Annotated in this window: 16 protein-coding genes and 1 pseudogene; 3 read left to right on the plus strand and 14 right to left on the minus strand. The window is 50.0% G+C overall.

Features of this window, described 5'->3' with window-relative positions; genetic code table 11:
• Positions 1–622: 622 nt before the first annotated feature.
• Entirely contained in the window at positions 623–1480 is an 858-nt protein-coding gene (locus tag U6B65_10450) for a peptidylprolyl isomerase (protein ID WRS26753.1), read from the minus strand.
• Between the two features lie 239 nt (positions 1481–1719).
• Between U6B65_10450 and U6B65_10455 the strand changes: the two genes are divergently transcribed.
• Positions 1720–1899: a hypothetical protein gene (locus U6B65_10455; GenBank protein ID WRS26754.1), complete on the plus strand. Its 180-nt coding sequence runs from the start codon at positions 1720–1722 to the stop codon at positions 1897–1899.
• A 64-nt stretch (positions 1900–1963) separates the two neighbouring features.
• Here the strand turns inward: U6B65_10455 and U6B65_10460 are convergent, their stop codons facing one another.
• The 3 genes from U6B65_10460 to rlmB all read right to left on the minus strand — a co-directional run bounded on the left by U6B65_10460 (position 1964) and on the right by rlmB (position 6487).
• Positions 1964–2806, minus strand: coding sequence for a class II fructose-1,6-bisphosphate aldolase (locus tag U6B65_10460; protein ID WRS26755.1), 843 nt, complete (start codon positions 2804–2806; stop codon positions 1964–1966).
• 611 nt (positions 2807–3417) lie between these two features.
• The gene (locus U6B65_10465) at positions 3418–5703 is read right to left on the minus strand and encodes a hypothetical protein (GenBank protein ID WRS26756.1); all 2286 of its coding nucleotides are present in this window, start codon (positions 5701–5703) and stop codon (positions 3418–3420) included.
• Between the two features lie 16 nt (positions 5704–5719).
• Positions 5720–6487 (minus strand): 23S rRNA (guanosine(2251)-2'-O)-methyltransferase RlmB, encoded by a 768-nt coding sequence (rlmB, locus tag U6B65_10470; protein WRS26757.1) that lies wholly within the window; start codon positions 6485–6487, stop codon positions 5720–5722.
• Positions 6488–6844: 357 nt separating this feature from the next.
• Between rlmB and U6B65_10475 the strand changes: the two are divergent.
• A pseudogene (locus U6B65_10475) lies at positions 6845–7255 on the plus strand (cupin domain-containing protein).
• Between the two features lie 11 nt (positions 7256–7266).
• Here the strand turns inward: U6B65_10475 and U6B65_10480 are convergent.
• The 10 genes from U6B65_10480 to dnaA form a co-directional block, all read right to left on the minus strand.
• Complete coding sequence (locus tag U6B65_10480; protein ID WRS26758.1) at positions 7267–7527, minus strand: hypothetical protein; 261 nt, start codon at positions 7525–7527, stop codon at positions 7267–7269.
• 770 nt (positions 7528–8297) lie between these two features.
• Entirely contained in the window at positions 8298–9530 is a 1233-nt protein-coding gene (locus tag U6B65_10485; protein ID WRS26759.1) for an IS256 family transposase, read from the minus strand.
• 195 nt (positions 9531–9725) lie between these two features.
• Positions 9726–12269, minus strand: a complete 2544-nt coding sequence (gyrA, locus tag U6B65_10490; GenBank protein ID WRS26760.1) for a DNA gyrase subunit A — start codon at positions 12267–12269, stop codon at positions 9726–9728.
• A 5-nt stretch (positions 12270–12274) separates the two neighbouring features.
• A complete protein-coding gene (locus U6B65_10495; GenBank protein ID WRS26761.1) occupies positions 12275–12877 on the minus strand; it encodes a YcxB family protein in 603 nt (200 codons plus the stop codon).
• A 188-nt stretch (positions 12878–13065) separates the two neighbouring features.
• On the minus strand, positions 13066–14997 hold the full coding sequence (gene gyrB / locus U6B65_10500; protein WRS26762.1) for a DNA topoisomerase (ATP-hydrolyzing) subunit B: 1932 nt from the start codon (positions 14995–14997) through the stop codon (positions 13066–13068).
• A gap of 503 nt (positions 14998–15500) precedes the next feature.
• Entirely contained in the window at positions 15501–15773 is a 273-nt protein-coding gene (locus U6B65_10505; protein ID WRS26763.1) for an extracellular matrix/biofilm biosynthesis regulator RemA family protein, read from the minus strand.
• Between the two features lie 3 nt (positions 15774–15776).
• Positions 15777–16880, minus strand: a complete 1104-nt coding sequence (gene recF, locus U6B65_10510; protein WRS26764.1) for a DNA replication/repair protein RecF — start codon at positions 16878–16880, stop codon at positions 15777–15779.
• Positions 16870–17094: an RNA-binding S4 domain-containing protein gene (locus U6B65_10515; GenBank protein ID WRS26765.1), complete on the minus strand. Its 225-nt coding sequence runs from the start codon at positions 17092–17094 to the stop codon at positions 16870–16872. The genes recF and U6B65_10515 overlap by 11 nt, the downstream gene beginning before the upstream one ends.
• The gene (gene dnaN, locus U6B65_10520) at positions 17084–18193 is read right to left on the minus strand and encodes a DNA polymerase III subunit beta (protein WRS26766.1); all 1110 of its coding nucleotides are present in this window, start codon (positions 18191–18193) and stop codon (positions 17084–17086) included. Before dnaN ends, U6B65_10515 begins: the two co-directional genes overlap by 11 nt.
• A 521-nt stretch (positions 18194–18714) precedes the next feature.
• Positions 18715–20046, minus strand: coding sequence for a chromosomal replication initiator protein DnaA (dnaA, locus tag U6B65_10525; GenBank protein ID WRS26767.1), 1332 nt, complete (start codon positions 20044–20046; stop codon positions 18715–18717).
• Between the two features lie 600 nt (positions 20047–20646).
• Between dnaA and rpmH the strand changes: the two genes are divergently transcribed.
• Entirely contained in the window at positions 20647–20781 is a 135-nt protein-coding gene (gene rpmH / locus U6B65_10530) for a 50S ribosomal protein L34 (protein WRS26768.1), read from the plus strand.
• The last annotated feature ends 119 nt before the right edge of the window (positions 20782–20900 follow it).

Consider the following 20900-nt stretch of genomic DNA (forward strand, 5'->3'; position numbering starts at 1 on the left):
CGCCTTTTATGCCCGCCCCCTTACACTAAAAGAAAAAAGGAGCACTTGCCGGGACTCTCTGCCAAAAGCCTGAAACGCTTCGGGCTCACCAGCATGGTTAAAGGGTGGCTTTCGCTGGGTTTTTTGCACGGCTGTGCACAGAGCTTCAGTCGAATCCTATACCATTTTGAAGCAGCCGCTTAAGGAGGTTTTTCAACAGTCAAGAAGAAATATGTTTAAAGCTCAATGTATGTATACTTCTAGCCGATGAAAAGCGCTTCCGTAGGCTTTGGCGCAAACTGGGCTTGGAACCATAGGGGGCCATTCACATTGCCTGAAAATGATCCCTTACCTATTTTTATGGTATTCCAAAAGAGCAAAACATGTGCCAGCAATTGGCTGTTGGCAGCAAATATCTTCACTTAAAGGGAACAAAAAAGAAGACCAACACGTTTTCGCGGGGGATAAGCTGTATAGGCACAAAAAGAAAACCCGCCTCACCAATTTGGCAAGACGGGTTGAAAGCTCAATTACAGAGAAAAAGCAGAGTGCTTATTTAATAGCCGCTGAACAAACCAAAAAACAGTTCATTCAATGCCTTTGGGGCAACTGCGCTTCGCAAAGCGCGGTTGTTCAGTGGACATTATTTGGAAGCCTCGCTGGAAGCATCGGCCTGAGAAGAAGCTGCTGCGGAATAATCAGGGGCGTTTTCAATGGTGATGGTTTCGATGACAACCTTTTCTACAGGGCTGCCGGAATTGCCGTTCACCTCAACCGCTGCAATCTGATCCACAATATCCATGCCTTCAATAACCATACCGAAAACAGTGTGGGCGCCATCCAACCAAGGAGTGCCGCCAACTTCGGCGTATTTGTTGACAATTTTCTCAGGGCAGTTGATCTGCTTGAGCTGGTTCAGAAGATCAGCGCTGACAACAGGAGCCTGCACAATGAAGAATTGGCTGCCATTGGTATTGGCACCTGCATTGGCCATGGAAAGAGCGCCGCGGAAGTTCCAAAGATCAAGGCTGAATTCATCCTCAAAAGGAACTGCCTTGCCGGAGGCATCCTTGAAGATGCTTTCGCCGCCGGTGCCGTTGCCCAAAGGATCGCCGCCCTGAATCATAAAGTTCTCAATAATGCGGTGGAAGGTCAGGCCATTGTAATAGCCCTCCTGCGCATGGGTTACAAAGTTCTGCACTGTCTTGGGAGCCTGCTCGGGAAAGAGCATGATGCGGATAGTGCCCATACCGGTTTTCATCACAGCAATGGGCTGATCGGCAGCGGGCTTCTCAAATTGAACCAAGTTAATATCCTCCTCTTTAATGGTTTGGTTGTGTTCGGCGGCCTCACTGACAGTGGGGTCACCCTGCGAAACAGCAGGCGGCTCAGAACTGTTTTCAGCCTGAGAAGAAGAGGACTTGTCGTCCTGCTTGGAGCAGCCGCTGATCAAAGCAGCCGTAACCATTAATATGGAAAGAAGCCGAATGGGTTTTTTCACTGTTTTATCCAATCCTTTCACAAAAACGTTATATTTACCTTTTTGTCTCAATACAGGCATTATTCCCCTTTTCAGGAAGAAAAATCATATAATGAAACCGATACAAATCACATTATACTATAAAACTGAAAATTTGGCAAACCTTCTTTCTTTTGAAAAACTTACTTTCTTTTTAGAAAAAAAGAAAGTAAGCAAAGAAAAACCACATTATTTTCCCCGCCGGAGGCTGGAGAAGAACCATGAGGGAAACCAGCTCCACCATAAGGTGCCTACATTATTCACAAAAAATGCAAGCGCCTGAAAGAAGGCAAAGAAAAACTTCCTTTCTTTTTGATAAAAGAAAGGAAGCAAAGAAAAACCTTGTGCCTTTTCCAGCCTTAACTTCACAGACAATCAAAAGCAAGGATGGAGCAGCTTAAATTCTCGTGTGCAAAGGCAAGAATTCGTACCAGCCTAAGCCCGAAGTAAAGGAGGCAATGCCTCCTAGCGAATACCGTAGGTCTGGATTTTACCGGAAACAACCTTGGCTACATAGTCACGGCCGGTGCCGCACAGCTTGCGGGTATCGTATTCATCGGGCTTTGCCTTGATCACATCGTTGACGCCATCGGCAAAGGCCTGCCGCAGGTCGGTATCGATGTTGATCTTGTTAACGCCCAGAGAAACGGCCTTGCGGATATCACCCTCGGGGATACCGGAGGAACCGTGAAGAACGATAGGCATATTCAGCAGCTTTTTGATTTCAACCAGGCGGTCAAAATCCAGCTTGGGAACACCCTTGTATTTGCCGTGAGCAGTACCGATAGCAATGGCCAGAGAATCCACGCCGGTTTCATCAACAAAGCGCTTGGCTTCCTGCGGGTTGGTGTACATAGCGTCCTTTTCGCTGACCGAAACATGCTCTTCCACACCGGAAAGGCGGCCCAGCTCGGCTTCAACCGAAACACCGGCAGAATGAGCAATACGTACAACCTCTTTGGTAACGGCGATGTTTTCTTCCAAGGAATAGTGGGAGCCATCGATCATGACCGAAGTCCAGCCGTTGGCGATGCACTTAACCACAATATCCAAGTCAGAGCCGTGATCCAAATGCAGAGCGATGGGGACACTGGCTTCCCGAGCGGCAAAACGAACCATCTGAGAGAGAAATTTCAGTCCGGCGTATTTGATAGCGCCCTGTGAAGTCTGCAAGATAACGGGAGCGTTTTGCTCCTCAGCGGCGGCCACAACTGCCTGTAAAATCTCCATGTTGCTTACATTGAAGGCGCCTACGGCGTATCCCTTTTGATTGGCAAGATCCAGAATTTCCTTACCTGTTACTAACATAGTTCCATCCTCCTTTAAAATGTTGTTCCTTAGAGCCCCAAAACCTAAGCCCCCGAAAAACCCGGAAGCTATCAATTTATCTACTTCCTCATTATAACGAAAAAACACGTTAAACGCAATTGAAAAACCTAAAATTCCGCTTGCGGAAACACAAGTGAGCTCAGAAAAACGCAAATTCTAAAAGCAAGAAAGCTTTTCTATCCAGTGGAAGCGCAGGAAATTTAACCTTCTAAGCCTGAAGTGGTTTTTCTTTGCATCTTTTTTTGGTTTTATAAAGTTAAAATCCAACACTTCCGCACTCATGCCGTGCGGCTGACACACACTTTGAGGCGCTTACATTTTCTACGGAAAATGCAGAAGTGGCTTTCAGCCACGAAGCGCCTCATGGGGGAACTCGTTCCCCCATGGTCCCCCTCCAGCCTCCGGCGGAAATAAAACCACAGGTTGCCTTTCTTTTAAAAAACAAAGGCAACAAGGAAAGGGGGGTTCCCCTAATTAAAAACAGTGCTCACCAAACGAAAGCTTTCGGGCGCAAAGACTTGGAGTTCCGCTCTGCTTAACCCGAAGTGGTTTTTCTTTGCCTACTTTCTTTATTTCAAAAAGAAAGTAGGTTATGCCTGCTTGAGCTGCTGGAATAGGAAAATCACAAGGAACCAAATGAGCTGATACCCAATAAGCAGAGAAAAGCTGACAGAAGAAATCGAACCCACAAAAGCCAAGAAGGAAATAGCCCCATAGCCCACCACAATCTGCGCCAACTGAAGCACAGTGGCCGCCAGTATGGAGGAGCGGGCGTTGATACAAGCGATAATCGCTTTCAGCAGAACGCTGGCACGGCCGGTATAGGCAAGCTTGGCCATGACTTTTTCCTTGGGGGCACGCATCTCGTCAAATTCCCGGTAGCGGTCTCCCGACATGAGGAGAACATCCTCCTGCGGGTAACCATAAACCTCCCAGATTTTCTGGGGGTTGATGTTGGCATCGGTGGTGTGCAGAACGATTTTGGTACCTTTTCCGGCCAGAAGATCCATCTGCTCGGCCAGATCCTGCACACAGTGGTAGCTGACCACAAACATGGCGGAAATTTCCCCGCTGCAAGCCAGATACACAACCTCGTTTTCACCCACTGTATACTTTTGCTCATAATCCAGCGAAGGGGCCTTGACCCCATGGTTTTTCATCAGCTCCCGGTTGCCAATCAGCACCCGCTTGGAATCCACCCATGCGGAAAGCCCCATGCCGTTTTCGCAGACAATGTTATCCACCGGGCGCAAAAGCTTTTTATCTCCGCCGATCATCTGCATAAACACCGGGTGCAGGGCTCCCTGACAGGCACAGGCTACACTGGCCGCATCAATAATGGCCTGATCCACACGCCCCTCGGCAAAGCTTTTGATGCCGTGAAGCTTCACATAGCCATCGGGGAACAGATCGGTATCGGTGAGCACCACCGCTTTGGTGTCACAAAAATCCTCTACCGCTTTGGTGCCGGAAACCATCCCGCCCTCAGGAGCAAGGCGCTTGGTGAGCTTTCCAAGGGGAATGTTCTCAATAAAGGTGGAAGAAAAGGCCGCACTGACACACAAAACAGCGGCCAGGGCCGTTGTGGCCATCACAAGGCTTTTGGTGAGAAAATAGGTGACCACAGCCACCACCAACGCACCACCCAAGCAGACAGGAGCCACGGCTTTGTAAATGCCCACATCGTATTTATCGCTGTAAGAGAGAGCCAAAAAATCAGTAAAGAAGGTAGCAGGTGCACTGTAAACCACAGTGGGATGCCGCCGCACCGAATCCCGGACATACTCAGCCGAAAAGCTTTCGGATTCCACCAAAGCTGCTGTGCGCTTGGGCCGCTCGGAACCGATGATGCGGAAATTCCGCTGAATCCGGTTGATCATAGACATCTTGCCCAGCGCATTAAACAGCATGGACATAGCCGATGAACAGAAAAGGAGGCTTACACCGGTGGTGGTCATTTGCTCGGGATTGGCCACCAGCACCACGCCCTGTGCCACAGCAGCCAGCACCGCAAAGGCAGGCAGAGCATCCGAATTGGCACGGCCCCGGAAGAGATTAATCAGCCCGCCGCCCATAGCCGAGCTGTTAACCAACGCCAAAGCGGCAGTCAGCACCACGTTCACCAGCAAAAACACCTTCATATTTTCTTCTGGGAACATGAATACAGGCAGGGGAAGCTTTTGATTGTTCAGGGAAAAGGCCAAATACACCAAAATTCCGGTAAGGAGCAGGGTAATTGCCGCCCGCAGAACCAGCCAAAGCTTTACATTGGCAATATCCCGGGCCACGTCAATGCGGTCACCGGGGGAATTGTATTCGCTGTAATCCACCTTGCCGCCAGGCTCGTCCTCTAAGTATTCGTCCTCGTATTCATCCCGGTAATGGGGCTCCTCCTCGATGGGAAACTCCTCCGGGTCTAGGGGAGCGGTTTTTTCCAGCTTGGGCAAAACACGAGTCTGCCCATAGCCAAAATCCTCCTCCACATCGGGATCAAAGCCGCTCATAATAGGCCTCTGCTCATTTTTGCCGCTAAAAATCTGCACATCCTCCTCCGGCTCTTCCAAATTAAACTGAAAGCCGCCAGCGGAAGGGCCTTTGGGTATTGTGGTGCCTTCCTCCCTGCGCAGACGAGCCTTTTCGGTGATGGATTTGGAGCGCCTTCCGCTGGTCAGCGGGTTGGGATGAGGCAGCTCTTCCTGCTCATCCATAGGAAAAGGAAAGGCTTTTACGGGGGACTCTTGCCGCCGGGAGGAAGGAATGGGGAAATCCTCCGGCTCGGGAGCAGGCGGAGCCGCCGGTGCCTTGCCGGCCCGGGCCATGCTTTTGCGGCTCTTGATTTCGGATAGTATATCGTCTACGTTGTATTGTTTATCCATGGAATCTCACCTCATTCTATCGGCTGCTGAGCCCCAGACGCTGGCGGGCGATCTCATAGAGTACGATGCCGGCGGCTACCGAGGCATTCAGGGATGAAATTTTTCCCCGCAGGGGAAGGGATACCACAAAATCACTGCGCTGCTTTATCAGATGGCTGACCCCACTGCCCTCAGAGCCGACTACCAGCGCCACAGGCCCGGCAAAATCGGTCTGGCACCAGGGGGAGCCATCCATATCGGCGGCGTAAATCCACACGTTCCGTTTTTTCAGTTCCTCGATGGTGGTGGCCAGATTGCTGACCCGAACCACCGGCAAATGCTCCACTGCTCCCGCCGAAACCTTGGAAACAGCAAAGGTAAGCCCTGCACTGCGCCGTTTGGGGATGATGATTCCGTGGGCACCTGCGCCCTCGGCGGTGCGGATAATAGCCCCCAAATTGTGAGGGTCCTCAATGCCATCCGCAATGACGATAAAAACAGGCTCGTCCCCGGCACGGGCAAAAATATCCTCCAGCTCGCTGTATTGCGCCCCGGCGGTCATGGCGATGATACCCTGATGATTGCCATTCATGCAGAGGTTATCCAGCTTGATGGGGCTGACTTCCTTAACCGGTATACCCCGTTCCCGGGCCATGGCCGCAATTTTTGGCAGGCTGCCTTCGCCGCCGCCCTTGCGGATAAGAATGGTTTCAATCTCTCTCCCGGAACGCAGAAGTTCGGTTACGCCGTTTCGGCCGATTACAATATCCTCCCGCAGTGTCTGCTGGGTATCCTGGTCCCTCATAAATTCTCCTATATTCTGTGTTTAATCAAGTTTTGTTATTTCAATACAGAAAAAATCCGTACCCATTTATTAGGCCAGACTTTTCCACTTTTCTACAGTATAACATAGAATCACCCAGTTGTGTATCCCACAACTTTTCTTTTTAACAAAAAGAAAGGATGCAAAGAAAAACCCCTTTTAACAAAGGGGTACAACTCTTGCAAAAAACAGGCAAAGGGAAGGCACTTCCGGCGGCTTTTCATATTTCCTAGATGCAACAGCCACAATTTATATATCCTCTTTGCAAACAGCGCATAAACTGATAGTAACCAACATGAAAGGAGTCTAATCATGGATCAATGTCAATCGTCCTCCTGCTTATCGGACCACGGAGGAAAACCTTTCGCCGTTAATCTAACAGACATAACCCAGCAAAACAATACCTACCGCACTGCTCTTTGGACAGGGGAGCACCTCCAACTTACACTTATGTGTATTCCACCCTGCCAAGATATCGGGCTGGAGACACACCCTCATCTCGACCAATTTATCCGCATTGAAAGCGGACAGGGAATGGTAAAAATGGGAAACACAAAAGATAATCTGGATTTTTGCTGCCCGGTAAGAGGTGGCTTTGCCTTTATTATTCCGGCCGGAAAGTGGCACAATTTAATTAACACTGGCCCAGCTCCTATTAAGCTCTATTCCATCTATGCCCCTGTGCAGCATCCCTTCGGGACAGTTCATCGAACCCGTGAAATAGCTGCGGCTGCTGAGCATGACCACTAAAATCTGCTGTTTTACAGCTTCAGCAGAGCGGCTGTAATAGCGGCACCCACTGCCGCCGCAGAACCCAGCTTAATGGCGGCGATTCCCAGGCGAACCTTTGTATAGCCCTTGCGGCGGGGCTTAAGCCCAGACAAATAGGCCTGTGCTTCCTCTTTGAGCTGCGCAGGCTCTTTTTTGCCTAAATTCTCCCTGATAAACAAAATAGCCCGCTCAAAGCAGGGGTTATCGGTCTCCAAAACTTCTATGATGTTTTTATTCACACCCTTAATCATCTCAAGGTTCCCCCTATGTTTATTTTCCAAGGCTGCCCTTTTTCCTTGGTTATTGTTCCCATGGGGGATAAAACTATGCACCGGCCTATTTTTAAAATTATTCATTCCCCGTGTTTATTCATACACAAAATCCAATACTTGACACCTCTTCCTATACTTTATGTTGTAGTTTTACAGGAGTATTGCATTGTTTCCATTTTCAATTTTCTTTGAGTATACAGCCCTTTTCTGCATATTATACGGATTGTAAACCAAAATCCCGAGTATTCCAGACTGAGTTGTTGAAAAGTCTGTGGAAAATGTGGAAAAGACTGCTTGTCACGTTGGAAAAGAAAATTTTCTTCCACGCCCGGGGGTGTATGAGGCTTGTATATTGTGAAATTTTACGAAAAGTTAAACCGCCTTTACCAAGAGGCTTCGCCTGTAACTTTGAACTTTGGTGAGTGAAAAGCTTTTATAATACGCAAAATATTATCCTGCATAATTCAGGGAGAATGCCAACAGACATAGTCCCCAACCAAGCCTTAAATCCACGTTAAACCTAAGTTAGGCTCTGGGAGGGTACCAAGGGGGGAGCGCTCCCCTTGGCGATTCTTTGCACACTTTCTCATCGTGGAGAAAGTGTGTGCCCGGCACGGCATGAGTGCCAAGTTAACGGGTTTTGCTTGGTTCTGCCATCGTGTATAAAGATAAGGTTATGAATTAACCCGGTCTGAAGGTAGTGTCAAGAATTATGCGCAAATTAGTTTGCAGCCTGTAATGGAATAAGGTCAACCAGCCAATGATTCGTCGTCCATAGTCGCCTCCAGATGCTTCATGTTCATGTACTTCTTGTTGCCCCATTGGGTGCCGGCAACATGTCGCAGCCGTGCACAAACCAGCATAAGGGCAGAGTTTCCGTCAGGAAAAGCGCCCACTACGTGAGTGCGGCGGCGAATCTCACGGTTAAGGCGTTCGATGGCATTATTGGTGCGAATACGCGTCCAATGCTCAAAGGGAAACGCCATGTAGGTGAGCGTCTCTTCCACACTGTCCTCAACTTTTTTGGCGGCCTCCTTCAGTTTCAAGTCTTTCAAGGCGGCAATCACATCTTTGGCCTTTGTCAGTGCAGCAGCCTTGCTTTCCTGAGCATGGATGGCTTTGAGCATTTTGGCAACCAGCTTCCCCTTGGAACGGGGAACAACGGAGAAGATATTGCGGTAAAAATGGACGGTGCAGCGCTGGTATTTTGCATCGGGAAAGACTTCATACACAGCCTCCAGCATGCCAAGAGACTTGTCCCCGACAACGAGCTTCACACCCTCAAGTCCACGTCCCCTGAGCCACTGAAAGAAGCTCAGCCAGCTTGCTTTGTCCTCTTTCATTCCCTCAGCAGCGCCCAAAACTTCGCGGTAGCCGTCCGCGTTCACCGCAATCGCTACCAGGATGGCCACGTTCTCATATTCTCCGCCCCAGTTGCGACGCAGATAAATGCCGTCTACGTAGACATACGGGTATTTGCCGCCTTGCAAGGGACGGTTACGCCAGTCCTCAATGTGGACGTAGGCTTTCTTGTTCAGCTCACTGATGGTGGAGGGGGATACCTTACTGCCCCACAGAGCTTCCGTGATATCCTCCACACGGCGTACAGACACTCCCGCCAAATACATCTCGATCAGGGCTTCCTCCACACTGCTTTCTCGGCGGCGGTAGCGCTCAATGATAGCCGTCTCAAAGGTTACGCCTTTCAGTCGCGGTACATTCAAGGTTACTCCTCCGGAACTGGTGGTAAGGTTGCGCTGGTAGTGGCCACTCCGCCATGCCTGCCGCTCCTCGTTACGCTCATACCGGGCAGCCTGTGTCAGCTTTTGTGCCTCGGCCTCCAGCAGCCCATTGAGCGTTTCTTCCACGCTCTCTCGCACTAATTCCTTGATTTGCCCCTTGATTGCTTCCTCATTTAACTGTACAATTCTCTCAGACATGGTTTGCTGTCTCCTTTCAGAATGGTGGTGTGGTAACTTCATTCTATCAAAGACTGCAAACTATGTCTCTTTTTATCCCTTTTTAAATTTGCGCAACTTATTCTACCTTATCGGTCTGAAGGAAGAGGCATAGCTTCAATTGGTTTTTCTTTGCTTACTTTCTTTTTTCCTAAAAAGAAAGTAAGCCCCGGAGGTGTAAACACTTCCGGGGCCTGTATATATTGCTTGGGCTTTTGCTTATTCTTCCGTTTCTTCCTGAGCATCGGCAGGGGAGGCGGTTTCTTCCGCTTGGTTTACTTCAGGGTCTGCCTGTGATTCCTCAGCGGCATCCTCGGCATTTTCCCCAACAGTTTCTTCCACTTCCTCCTTGGGAGCACGAGCTAGGGTTACCACCTTGGCTTCCCCACCCACACGCATAACACGAACACCCACGCCATAACGGGACTGAATGTTAATCTCTGCGACAGAAATACGGATAATAACGCCATTATCGGCGATAATCACCACATCGTCATCCTCATCGACCATCTGAACACCGGCAACCAACGAGTTACGGTCCACATAGTAGTTGCGGATACCCTTGCCGCCACGGCTTTGGAGGCGGTATTCGCTCATGCGGCTGCGCCGGCCGGAGCCTGCCTCGGAAACGGTGAGCAAAGTGGCATCCTCTCGAACCTGCGCCATACCCACAACACGGTCATCATCCGAAAGGGTGATGGCCTTAACGCCGCGGGCGGTACGGCCCACACAGCGGACATCCTCTTCCTTAAAGCGGATGCTCATGCCATATTTGGTGGCAATGAGCAGCTCATCCTCGCCGCTGGTGAGACGGGCGGAGCAAAGCTCATCCCCTTCATCCAGAGAGATGGCGTTAAGGCCGCTTTGCCGCACATTGCGGTAGGCAGAAAGATGGGTGCGTTTGATGATGCCCTTTTTGGTCAGCATCACCAAGTAGTGGTCATCCTCATACTGGCTGACACGGATCATGGCGGAAATTTTCTCATCCGGGTCTACCTGAAGGAGATTTACAATATTGGTGCCCTTGGCTGTACGGCTGGATTCACCGATTTCATAAGCCTTTAGGCGATAGCATTTGCCCTTGTTGGTGAAGAACATGATGTAATCGTGGGTGGAAGCAATAAACAGCTCCTCCACAAAATCCTCTTCCCGGCGGGTCATGCCGCTGACACCACGGCCGCCACGGCGCTGGGTTTTATAAACATCGATGCTCTGGCTCTTGATGTAGCCAAAGTGGGTCATGGTGATGACGCAATCCTCAACGGGGATCAGGTCTTCAATATCCACTTCACCGCTGACAGTCTGAATCTCGGTGCGGCGGGCATCGTTGTATTTAGCCTTCATCTGGGCAATTTCTTCCTTGACGATGGAAAGCACCCGGTTGTGATCAGCCAAAATTTCCTGATATTCCTTGATTTTGGTTTCCAGCTCAGCAAATTCAGCCTCCAGCTTTTCACGCTCCAAGCCGGTGAGACGGCTCATGGTCATCATGGCAATGGCCTGAGACTGCTCTTCCGAAAGGCCAAAGCGCTCCATGAGCCTTTCCTTGGCGATGGCGGTGGTTTTGGAGGAACGGAAGATATTGACCACTTCATCCAGATTATCCTGGGCAATGATCAAGCCTTGCAGAATATGGGCCCGCTCCTGGGCCTTGCGCAGATCAAAACGGGTGCGCCGCTCGATGATTTCTGCCTGGAAATCGATGTAATGCTGCAGCATTTCCCGCAAAGACATGACCTTAGGCTGGCCGTTATGCAAAGCGATCATGATCACGCCTTCGGTGGATTGAAGCTGGCTGTAGGAATACAGCTGGTTCAAAGTAACCTGTGCGTTGGCATCCCGCTTGAGATCAATGACGATACGCATACCCGCCCGGTCAGAATGGTCGGCAATGTTGCTGATGGTCTCAATGCGCTTATCCTTGACCAAAACAGCGATGGATTCGATCAGCCGAGCCTTGTTTACCCCATAGGGCAGCTCGGTGACAATAATCTGCTGGCGGCCGTTTTTTGCCTCCTCGATTTCGCAGCAGCCCCGCAGAACAATTTTTCCACGTCCGGTGGCATAGGCGGAGCGAATGCCGCTGCGGCCCATGATAATTCCCCCGGTGGGGAAATCGGGGCCGGGGATGCATTCCATCAAATCCTCGAGATTGGCCTCGGGGTTATCGATGAGCAGGCAGACCGCATCAATCACTTCGCCCAAGTTGTGGGGCGGGATGTTGGTGGCCATACCAACGGCGATACCCATGCTTCCGTTGCAGAGCAGGTTGGGGAAGCGGGAGGGGAGCACCGAAGGCTCCATAAGGCGGTCATCGTAGTTGGGAGCGAAGTTAACGGTTTCCTTCTCGATATCGGTGAGGAGGGAAACGGAGATTTTGCTCATTTTGGCTTCGGTATACCGATAGGCGGCCGCTGGGTCACCATCCACCGAACCGAAGTTTCCGTGACCATCCACCAAGGGATAGCGCAGGGAAAAATCTTGAGCCAGACGCACCAAAGCGTCATAAACCGAGGCGTCACCGTGGGGATGATACCGCCCCAGCACGGAACCAACGGTATCGGCGCACTTGCGGTAAGCCTTTTCCGGGGTCAGGCCGTTTTCAAACAGGGTATAGAGAATCCGGCGGTGAACCGGCTTGAGCCCGTCCCGCACATCTGGGAGCGCCCGGGATACAATAACCGACATAGAATAATCGAGAAAGGATTTTTTCATCTCATCCTCAATATCAACGTGTATAATGCGTTCCTCTTGATTTTGCATTTCCATCATCCTCGCCTGTTTTTCTCAGAGCCTTCGATGTATGTGTAGGTCACCGATGCACGGGATTTCACAATAGCACGAAGCTCATCCAGCTGTTTTTCCTTAAAAAGCGCTTTGGGAACATAATAGCGCTCGCCTTTTTTCTGCTCGATATAAAAAAGCTGCTTATCCTCCAGCACGGTGGTTTCGTGATCAAAGTTGAGGCTGCTTTTTGTTTTGCCGCAAAAACTTTGGATTTCTTGGGGGGAAACCGTCAGGGTCATATTTTCGCCCTCTGCCAGAAGGACGCCCACCTCCCGCTTATTCCGCCAGATGGGCATAAAATAAACAAGAACCCCGGCCACCAGCATGACACCGGCAGAGGCCAGCTTTTCGTATTGATCCTTTGTCACCATCCAGCTCCAGAAGCTTTCCGCCAGAAACACGGCTATAAAGCAAAGAATCAGATCCCGCTTGCGAAAAGCCCCGGAATGCTTATCCAGCATCTGGCAGGCTTTGCCGTAAAGCTTTGCATCCACCGGGTAGCTAAGGGTAACCCCCAAAGCCTGCTGGGAATCCTCTGTGCCTTCCGGCGGCCTCTGCTCCATATCCTGCTGTTTATCGCTCATAAAACACTTTCCTTCCTTGCGGTTTTGCCTCTTTTCCGAGACATCACTATGGAAAATATGTCCCCTCACCACTCGATAGGTAAAGCTAAAGCCAGCGAGCGACAAAGAAAACGGTTATCTTTGATTTTGCCATCGAGCACAAGGGTAAGAGTTTTAATTAACCTAAGCCCGACGAAAGAGGCGAAGCCTCAAACATCCAAGTTGCGGACATATTTGGCATTTTGCTCGATAAATTCACGCCGAGGCTGCACCTTATCACCCATGAGAATGGTGAACACCTCATCGGCTGCAGCGGCATCCGAAAGCGTAACCTTGAGGATAATACGGTTTTCCGGGTCCATGGTAGTTTCCCACAGCTGCTCCGGGTCCATCTCACCAAGACCTTTGTAGCGCTGAATTTCCACCTTGCTTTTGCCAGCTTCGTTCATCTGGGCCATAATTTTATCCCGTTCCCGGTCGGAATAGGCATAGTGATGCTCCTTACCCCGGGAAAGCTTGTAAAGAGGCGGCTGGGCAATATAAATATGCTCCTCCGCCACCAGCTCCTTCATGAAACGGAAAAAGAAAGTGAGCAGAAGGGTGCGGATATGCGAGCCATCCACGTCGGCATCGGCCATAATAATGATTTTGCCATAGCGGAGCTTTTCCAGATCAAATTCTTCACCGATGCCGCAGCCCAAAGCGGTTACAACGGGCATTAGCTTATCGTTGCCATAAACCTTATCCAAACGGGCCTTTTCCACGTTGAGCATCTTGCCCCACAAAGGCAGAATGGCCTGAAACTGCCGGTCACGGCCCATTTTAGCCGAACCGCCGGCGCTGTCTCCCTCAACGATGTAGATTTCGGTGTTTTTGTTATCCCGATCAATGCAGTCGGCCAGCTTTCCGGGAAGGGAAGCCCCCTCCAGAGCAGTCTTGCGGCGGGTCAGCTCACGCGCCTTCCGGGCGGCCTCTCTTGCTCGGGCGGCATTGAGGGATTTTTCCAGAATAGACCGGGCTACAGCCGGGTTTTCCTCAAAATAGGTGGTGAGCTTTTCGCTGATCAGGCCTTCCACCAGTGTCCGAATCTCAGTATTGCCCAGCTTGCCCTTGGTCTGGCCTTCAAACTGAGCCTCTTGCAGCTTAACCGAAATAATGGCTGTAATGCCCTCCCGAACGTCATCGCCGCTCAGGTTGGAATCCTTTTCCTTGAGAATATTATTTTTCCGGGCATAGTCGTTCATAACCCGGGTTAAAGCCATTTTGAAGCCGATTTCATGGGTGCCGCCCTCGCCGGTATGGATGTTGTTGGCGAAGGAAAGGAGCAGCTCGTTGTAGCTGTCGTTATACTGAATGGCCACCTCGGCGCTGCTGGTGCCGCTCTGGCCGGTCAGGAAGATTACATCGTCATGAATAAGCTGGGCACCCTTGCGCTTGTGGATATGCTCCACAAAACTGATAATTCCGCCCTCATACTGCAAACGGCTAACCACCGGCTCCCGCTCTCTGGAATCGGTGATGGTAATGGCAATGCCAGCATTGAGGAAAGCCTGCTCCCGCAGACGATCCAACAGCACATTGTAATCAAAATCAACCGATTCAAATATTTCACTATCCGGGCGGAAAGCAATGGTGGTGCCTCGCTCTTCGGTATCCCCGGTCATTTTCAAATCCTCAACAGCCACACCCCGCTCAAAGCGCTGGTAATACCGGTGCTGGCCGTCGCAGACCTCCACCTCCAGCCACTGGGAAAGGGCGTTTACCACCGAAGCACCCACGCCATGCAAACCGCCGGAGACATTGTAGCCACCGCCGCCGAATTTGCCGCCAGCATGGAGCACAGTGAAAACAACGGTAACAGCGGGAATGCCCAGCTTGGGCTGAATGCCCACGGGGATGCCTCGGCCATTATCGCTGACCTTGATGATATTATCCGGCAGAATTTCCACGGTAATGTGATCGCAGAAGCCCGCCAGAGCCTCGTCTATGGAATTATCGACGATTTCATAAACCAAATGATGCAGACCCCGGGCTCCGGTGCTGCCAATATACATACCCGGGCGCTTGCGGACTGCCTCCAATCCTTCCAGCACCTGAATCTGGTTACCGTCGTAATGCTGTATATCCGGGGTATCGTTCATGCAAAAACATCCTCTCTTCGGGGGACTTCGTCCCTTTCGTCGGGCTTAGGTAAGCAAATAATGTTTCCTTCGTGCTCGATGGCAAGGAATTTCATCCCTTTTGTCGGGCTTAGGCCGATTAAAATTCTTACTTTACTGCACGATGGGGGCTTCGCCCCTTTCGTCAGGCTTAGGTAAGCAAATAATGTTTCCTTCGTGCTCGATGGCAAGGAATTTCATCCCTTTTGTCGGGCTTAGGCCGATTGAAATTCTTACCTTACTGCACGATGGGGGGACTTTACCCCTTTCGTCAAGCTTAAGTGGGTAAATATTATTTCCTTTGCGCTTGATGGTATAAAAATTGCCATCCAAAAGAGTATTGCACAGCAAAATAACGTTACTTTAAGGGGGCTTCGCCCCTTTCGCCGGGCTTGACTTTATCTATTTCATAACCTTCACTCGATGATAAATGCTTAATATTGGTTTTTCTTTGCCACCTCTCTTTTTTTCAAAAAGAAAGGTGGTCACAGGTTAGCCAGCTCCTGCACAAAGGAAGCACGCTTGCGCAGGGTGGAGGGGGATATCTGCGAAAGATAAACCTGATACCCCTTTTTTTTATGGCCGCAGACCACAAAGCTTTTGGGAAGCTCCTGGGAAACCTCAATTACCTGACCGGATTGCTGGGCTTGTTTCAGATAGGCCCGGGTAATCCGGGAAATGGAGGTATTATCCAAATCTAAAATGGAAATGATATCCTTTGTCTGCACAACTGTATCCTGCCCAAGATATAAATACATAAATCAGTTTTCCTCCAAGCGGCCGTTTTTGATATGAAAACTTTTGCCCTGTGCAAGCCCCGCCAGATACCCCCGGTCACAGCAGGTGATGAAAACCTGACGGCCGGTGAGATGGTTCAGCAGATATTCCCGGCGGCCGGTATCCAGCTCACTCATAACATCATCCAGCAAAACCACCGGACTGCTGCCGGTGCTCTGCTTGATCAAGCCGCATTCCGCCAGCTTGAGAGCCAATACACAGCTTCGCTGCTGCCCCTGTGAGCCAAAACCCCGGGCGCTTTTGCCGTCAATGAGAATTTCCAGATCATCACGGTGAGGGCCTTTTTGAGTATGGGCAAGGCGAATATCCTCGCCCCGGCTTTCTTCCAGTGCTTTTCTCATTCTGTGGCGGAGCTCCTCCGCCTTGACTCCCTGCACTTCCCCCACTGAGCTTTGATAGCCCATGGAAAAGCTTTCTTTTCCGGAGGAGATACCGCTGTAGATTTCCTTGGCTTCCCGCTCCAGCCCGGCGATATACCGAGACCTCATAAACATCATGTAACCGGCAATGCGGCAAAGCTCTTCATCCCATATATCTAAACTATCCAATAAGGAGGGGTGGCGGGCCACATCTTTGAGCAGAGCGTTGCGCTGACGCAGCACCCGACTGTAGCCTTCAAGCAGGCTGATGTATTTGGGATATACCTGACAAAGGCTTGTATCAATTAAGCGGCGGCGTTTTTCCGGCCCATCCTTGATAAGGGAAAGATGATCGGGGGAAAAAACAACACCCAGAAACTCTCCACTGAGCCGGGAAGCCCGTTCCAGCTTGATTTCGTTAAGAAAAGCCGTTTTTTTTCCTTCCGACAGCTGCAAGGAAGCGGATTGGCTGCGGCCCCGGGCATAAAAATCCAGTTCCAGCTTACCGGCCTCTTGCCCGAAGGCAATCAAATCCGATTCGCTGCTGCCCCGAAAGCTTCTGGCTCCGGTAAACATCCAGACCGATTCCAGCAGGTTGGTCTTTCCTTGGGCGTTATCGCCCCAAATCACGTTCACACCTGCATCCGGCAAAAGCTCCGCCTGCTCCACATTGCGGAAATGGCGGAGAAAAAGCCTTTCAACCCGCATGAGCACATACCTCAAGCTGGGTATCGCCGGCAGTGATTACATCCCCTGCCACGATTTTTTTGCCCCGCATAAGGCAGATCTCCCCATTCAGGGTAACCTCTCCGTTTTGAACCATTTCTTTGGCCATCCCGCCGGTTTCGGCGATTCCTGCAAATTTCAGGAGAGAATCCAGCTTGATAAAGGGGGTTTTGATTTCAATTTTTTCACACTTCATTTTTAAGCCTCACAGGCAGCACCAGGAAAAGGAAATCATCCCCCTCCATGGGAACCACCTTGATGGGTGAAAGGGGGCCGTTCAGCTCCAGCTTCACCTGATCCGAGCCGGAAGCCTTGAGAGCATCCAGCAGATATTTGTTATTAAAGCCCATCTCCACCTTTTGGCCGGTTAACGAACAGCCCAGCTCGTCATAAGCCTTGCCAATGGCAGTGGAGCAGGAAAGCTTGATGAGATTTTCTTCAAAGGTAACCCGCAGAGGGCTGCGGAGCCGGTCGGAAATCAGCAGAGAGGTGCGCTCCACACTGTCGATCAGCTCACGGGTGGAGACCACCACCGAGGTGGTATTGTCTTTGGGGATGGAAGCGTTGTAATCCAAAAATTCGCCTTCCAGCAGGCGGGTAATGATGGAATAGGGGCCGATGTCGCAAACCATATGCTTTTTGGATACAGTCAGGCGGGCAGGGTCTTCGTCTTCTTCATCCAGTAGCTTGCCGATTTCAGAGAGGGTTTTTCCCGGAACCACAAAGCTGATGTCCAAATCTCCTTCAACAGGCTCCTTCCGCAAGGCCAAACGGTAGCCGTCTACCGATACCACAGTCAAAAGGTTTTGTTCCCAGTTAAACAGGCTGCCCATATGGATGGGCTTATCGTTGCTGGTGGAAATAGCAAAGAGGGTTTGGTCGATCATGGATTTCAGCTTATCCTGCGGAATGGAAAGGGGAGAACCGTCTCCCACAGCGGGCAGCTCGGGGAACTCATCGGCCGGAGTGCCTAAAATGGTAAATTCTGTCATTCCACAGATAATCTTGGTCAGATATTTTTCATCGCACTCTATGCTGATTGTATCACCAGAGAGCTTCCGCAGCATGTCAGAAAATAGCCGGGCGGAAAGAACGATTTCACCGGCTGTCTGAATTTCAGCTTTTATGCTGGTGGTGATACCCATCTCCATATCGTAACCGCTGAGCTGGAGAGCACCGTCCAAGGTTTTCAGGTGGATGCCTTCCAAGGCAGGGAGGCTGCTTTTGGAGGGCACGGCTCTGCCTACATTCATAACAGCTTCACTGAGCAGCTGTTTTTGGCAAATAACATGCATTGGTTTTCAGCTCCTTGTGTTGTAGTTGGGGTTTCTCTTTCCACCGGGAAGGGCTCGCCCTCCTTTTTGGAAAGAATAGAACAGAATAGATATTATTATTTTAGTAGTAGTAGTAGGGGCGGTGGAAATGTCAATAGTATATCTCAAGCCTTCTCCCGAGCGGGTATGTGGCCTTTGAAATTTTTGAAAGCGCTGTGCAGTAAAATTGGAGAAGTTGAAATGCACTTTTTCTTCCACTTTTCTCCCAAATTTTTATTGGGGAAAGTTTAAGGGTTGTGGAGAAATTTGTGTAAAAAATCCCGCCAAAAATTTTCCTCAAAAAAACAGTGGAGACCGTTGAATGTTAAAATGTTGAAAGGCTTCGCCTTATACTTCGGGCTTAGGTTAAATAATTCGCTATTCTTAGTGCTCGATGGCTTTACTTTAGAGGTTTTGCCATTGAGTGAATAGTTTATGATTTCTGCTTATGAATGCCCAAAACGGTTTTTTTTGGGTACTTTCTTTTAGAAAAAAGAAAGTACCTACGTGTTTCTAATATTTTTGATGATATCCTGCACCATTTCCTTATAGCGGGTATCCTTAGCCATATTCTTTTCTACCTGCTGGAGGGCATAAACCATAGTGGAATGGTCTCGGCCGCCGAATTCTTCACCGATGGCGGAAAGGGACATTTGGGTAATTTCCCGGATGATATAAATGGAAATCTGCCGAGCGTTGGAGATATTGGCGTTGCGCTTGTTGGAGCGGATATCCTGAGCGGAAAGGCCGTAGGTGCGGCCAACCTCGGAGATAATGCGGCCCACTGTAACGGGTACCGGCTGGTTGTCGTTGAGGATATCCCGCACAGCATTCTGCGCAATCATAATGGAGGGAGGTGAATCGGCCAAAAGCTTATAAGCCTTGAGCTTTTTCACGGTGCCTTCCAGCTGGCGGATGTTGGTGCGCAGGCGGTTGGCGATGTATTCGCAAACCTCGGTGGGAATCTCCAGATCCAGAAGCTCTGCCTTGCGGCGGATAATGGCAATGCGGGTTTCAAAATCCGGGGGCTGGATATCGGCTAAAAGGCCCCATTCAAAGCGGGTGCGCAGCCGGTCTTCCAGGGTTTTAATCTCTTTGGGCGGCCGGTCGGAGGTGAGCACAATCTGCTTGTTATCCTGATATAAGGTATTAAAGGTATGGAAGAACTCCTCCTGGGTGCTTTCCTTACCGCCAATAAACTGGATGTCATCCACCAAAAGGATATCCGCCATGCGGTATTTATCGTGAAAAGCCTTGGTGGTTTCCCGCCCGATGGCGTCAATCAGCTCGTTGGTGAATTCCTCACCCTTAACGTATATGATTTTGCGGTCCGGCATATTTTTTGAAATTTCGGAGCAGATGGCGTAAAGAAGGTGGGTCTTACCCAGCCCCGAAGCGCCGTAGATAAACAAAGGGTTATAGGCTCCCGCCGGGTTGGAGGCCACGGCCAGAGAGGCTGCGTGAGCAAATTTGTTGGAAGAGCCTACAATAAAGGAGCCGAAGGTATATTCATATTCGCCGCCTTGATAAGGCACGTCCGCATCAAGGCTTGGAGCAGGCTCGCTGACAGGCGAAACCACTGCCTTGGCATCCTCACAATCCACCCGAATCACGCAGTCAAAGCCCAGAGTTGCTTCAAAAGCTCTCAGAAGCAAATCAAGGTATTTTTCTTCAATAATATTCTTTTTAAATTCGGATTTTACCTTTAAAAAGGCGGTGCTCCCATCGAATCTGATTGGCTCAATATCCTTAATCCATAAGGAATAAGCCACTTCGGACAGCTCCCGGGCGCAATAATCCTGAACCGCGCTGAATACTTGGCTAAAGGATTCCAAAGACTCCATCTCTCCCCGTTTCCTCTCAATTTTTGTGTTCTGATTTCATTTTTAAGGACGCCCTGGATGGGATCAGTTGTTTTGGCGCTGCTTTAAAGCAGATGAGGGTGTCTCCTCTTTGCCTGAAACTCCTTTTCGGGGGCGGAATTCAGCCGGGAAGAGCAGGCCTTGGTGAGGGCGTTTCTTCCAATGTTGAAAACCTGAAAAAAAAACCGAAAAAATCGGTTAATAAAAAATAAAATCAACAAACAGTTAACAATTTGATTTTACCATAAAAGGGGCTGATTTTCAAGAGGCGGCAATTTCCTTTGCTTTTCGCTTTCGGATACGGTGTTTGCGGGAAAATAAGGGTTGACATAAAGGCCAAAGTTACTATATAATACTGATTTGTAGTACTCTTTGTTTTTAAAGGGTTCGCTGCTTATTTCAAAAGCCATTTTTAAGTGGCGCAGCGGAAAACATTTTCGCTGAAATGTGTGGAGTTGATTCACCGGGGTGCCGGGGCCTTCCTTTCATTTGTGTTTAAGGGGGAAAGCGGGCCTTTGTTCACTTTCGGTCTGATCTGCAACAAGCACAGCCTTGAAAGGAGGTCTTGGGAGAATGAAAAGAACCTATCAGCCTAAAAAGCTTCATAGAAAAAAGGAACACGGTTTCCGCAAGAGAATGGCAAGCCGTAACGGCCGCAAGGTACTGGCTCGCAGAAGAGCAAAAGGCAGAGCTCGCCTGACCCACTAATAAAAGTAGGCCACACCAGTTGTGGTCTTATTTTTACGGGTACGCAGTGCAGGCAGTCTCTTTATTTAAAACAGGACAAGGTGGGGCAGTCCCCTGCTCCACTTTTTGTTTTAATTAAT

It is taken from the genome of Oscillospiraceae bacterium MB08-C2-2 (assembly GCA_035621215.1).
Classification (GTDB): Bacteria; Bacillota; Clostridia; order Oscillospirales; family Ruminococcaceae; genus WRAV01.